This is a genomic window from Psychromonas sp. MB-3u-54, from assembly GCF_002836415.1.
In the GTDB taxonomy this organism is placed as follows: domain Bacteria; phylum Pseudomonadota; class Gammaproteobacteria; order Enterobacterales; family Psychromonadaceae; genus Psychromonas.
Window position 1 is genome coordinate 1 of record NZ_PJBP01000010.1, and the last position, 3,161, is coordinate 3,161.

Here is a 3,161-nt window from a genome sequence, read left to right on the forward strand (position 1 = left end):
ACCGTAATTTAATGAAAAGAAACTCATCAATTCACTACTGTCTTGGTCTTTTTGCTCATTATATTTAGTAATGAAAAACTGCATTTCTAATGGTTTTAATACGTGTTCCAGCTTTTTATTTATATAAAAATGGCTTGTAGGTGGCTTTGTTTTATCTTTTGCGAAAACTTTAGAGTCTGAGACCAGTATCTCTCGTTTATTGATTTTTGCTGAATCAATAAAGCGTTCTAGTAATTGATGTAAATGATATTTTTCAAGCTTCATATCAAATGGTTCCCTCATGAACTGGTTCTGAGAGAAATATGGTTTAACTGTATCAGAAAAGTGCTTTTCTGCTGCAATAGATAAATCATTGAATGTTATTTTTTTATCTTTCGCAATACTCTGCTGGTTCGCATACCACAAAATCCAACCAACGTTCCGTGGTACACAAGATGTAATATCAAAAAGAGCCTTATAATAATCATCCATTGCAACTTTCGTCGTATCGAAAAATTCATCAGGTGTTTTTTTACAAAAGAACTGTGTTCTTTTTTCAATTAATTTTTTAATACTTCCCTGAGCTTGGGAATGAACATCTGTGATAGTCTTCGCTTGGTATAGTTCGTAAAAATCCAATCTTATTTGTTCAATTTTCTGTGGATCAATATCTCCGAGATATATTCTTCCCGGGTATGCTGCAATTTTGAATTTAAAAAATTCATCAGATAGATTATTTAATGGAGCAATCATTACATCTACGAATATTTTCATTGCTTCATAATCGATTTCAGAAAAATCGTCTAAGCAAATGAAAACATGGTTAATACCGATTTTTTTTAGCAATTCTCTAATGCTACGCATTATTAGAATGGGGTTAAAGCATTTCAAAAGAACTTCTGAAAATTCTTCATTTAAGCTAGATTTATCAGTATTTGAGGTTCCATGTTCTGCATTAAACCCACCATGAGGACCACTTGAGTCAACGCTTACATTAGCTCCAATTTTTTGATTCACAAAATTACTGTTTTCCTCATTAGATAATACTTTCTTTTGCTTTATGACTTCAACATCCATATATTCAAATTTTTCTATATCATCGAAAATTCGGTTTAATTCTTCTTCAAAAGCAGTTTTATCGGGTCCGAAATAATTAGTGATTTTTGCTAGATAAAATTTCAGCGTATTTGTTTTAAGTTCTGATTTAACCTCAGAGATGATCTCTTTAAGAAATGATTTATATATTAGATATTTTTTTAAGTCCTGAGGTGAAAAATGACCAATATATTTATCCGCACTATAAGAGAAAGCTTTAGATTGCTCAAAGATGCTTTTAACATCAATATACAATGAAAGTCGGTCATTACTTTTTCTTATATCGTGTTGAAGCCTAGCAATTATTGTCGATTTACCAGTTCCACGACGTCCAGTCAGAATGGTCGTATTTAATTTTGAAATTGACTTTAATATAAGGTCGTTATCTAAAGGATCAACATAAAGCTTTTCAATAACATCTTTATTTTTACTAACATCCGACAGATCAGCTCTTCTGCATTTTTTTAACGAATCAACTAAATTAAAAAAGTTGTCTTTGTTTTTCTGACTAATGTTCATTAATTATCCTTTTAAAATAAATTAGCGAAACCTGAATTTGCTGACTTGCCACATAACTAGGCTGTAGTATTACTCTTTCAGCCAAATCCCATTAAAAAGGAGCTCCTATAACACAGCCTAAGCTATTTAAAGTGCTTAGGTAATGCATTTACAACTCCCAAATACGCCTTAAATTTCAAAAAAAGAGTTATTCTACAACCTCAACGCCTTGCTCACTGGCGTTTGAGATTGGCGCTATTTTTTCGTCTTTTTGCAAAACCCGTGACAAGTGCAAAGCGTCTAGTGCAGCAACTTATGTGTCTATTAAACACCCGCAATTTTTCTAATAAATTGATTTAATTCAATTCTGAGATAAGAGTAACTCTTAAGCATCTCTTCGTACGCATCTTTGTTATCTAAACCTTCGTCATGTACTGAATGAGTGATTTTTTTATCAAGTGTTTGCAAGCTACTAATTGAATCAACTAAATTCTTTGGTAATAAAGGTTTATGCACGTTTAACATATAAAGAACCTTGTCATCAAAATTTTTATATCCATCGGGATTATTAGGAGGATCGATATCGGGTCCATTCATTGAATTACAAGCCCACTCGTACTCTAATGCATTTTCAGTTTCTGAAATTCTATCGGATAAAGCTTGTGAAAGTCCCAATAGCGCCTCTTTATTAATTTCCCAAACTCTTTCTCTATCTTGTTTTTTTACTGACACATAATGTATCGCAGCCGCAATTAAAGTTGCCGATGCGATAACAATGTTAACTGTAACATTCGAATCATATGAATAATTTAAATCCAATATCACATACCAAATTGTAACGGCAAAACCAACTATGCAACCCAATATAAAATTCAACATATTAACCTTCAACGTGACACCAGCCTCGTTAAGAGGCAAAAAATAGTTGGTCAAAATAAGCGACGAAGTAGCAAAAACCAACTGTTTTTATCCTTTTAAATGGCTTGTTATGTGTATGATTACACGACACTTTTGATTGATACGTATTTTCCTAACTTACAGCCTTTATTTATCTCAGTGCCATATTTCTCTGAAACACCTGCAAGTTTAGCTATGTTTGCAGAAGAGGTATCACAAGACTTGATTTCATCTCGATATTTAATGCCAAATAAATGAATCATTGCTACTGCTTCACCGTCTTTTGAATCAAAATACATAGTCTTTAAAATCTGCGCCAATTCTGAAGCTTCCATAATTATCCTTAATATACTGTTAAAATTTTATTTATTGATAAGAATTATATAATAACAGACTTATAAAACAGTTAGATAGATCCAAATCATGATTGTAAATTGACATTTTATACTGGGGAAATGACGCAGCTACATTTATAGAGATCTCTATAAATGCATACCATAAAAAACTAACTGTTTATTTTCAATTAGTTAAACCATTAAGAATGTGGGTTTTGTGCATTAAGTGTGCAATAAAAGTGGAAAGACCCCTCAGATAAATTTTGCCTGCATATAAAAACAGCTATATTGTGAGGGATGTAAATATATCGTAAGCGGCTAATTAAACCCACATATCAATAAGTTGCTGAATTTGCG

Annotated in this window: 3 protein-coding genes; all 3 read right to left on the minus strand. The window is 32.0% G+C overall.

The features are described 5' to 3' along the window. A partial coding sequence (locus tag CXF72_RS00240) for a hypothetical protein (RefSeq protein ID WP_101036041.1) occupies positions 1-1,593 on the minus strand: 1,593 nt, incomplete at its 3' end. A 303-nt stretch (positions 1,594-1,896) separates the two neighbouring features. Beyond that, positions 1,897-2,532 (minus strand): hypothetical protein, encoded by a 636-nt coding sequence (locus CXF72_RS00245; RefSeq protein WP_198552447.1) that lies wholly within the window; start codon positions 2,530-2,532, stop codon positions 1,897-1,899. Between the two features lie 38 nt (positions 2,533-2,570). After that, positions 2,571-2,804, minus strand: a complete 234-nt coding sequence (locus CXF72_RS00250; RefSeq protein ID WP_101036042.1) for an HTH-like domain-containing protein — start codon at positions 2,802-2,804, stop codon at positions 2,571-2,573. Positions 2,805-3,161: the final 357 nt, after the last annotated feature.

Coding starts and splice junctions, on each gene's coding strand:
- CXF72_RS00250 (WP_101036042.1), bottom strand. CDS start 2,804: ATGGAAGCTTCAGAATTGGCGCAGATTTTAAAGACTATGTATTTTGAT.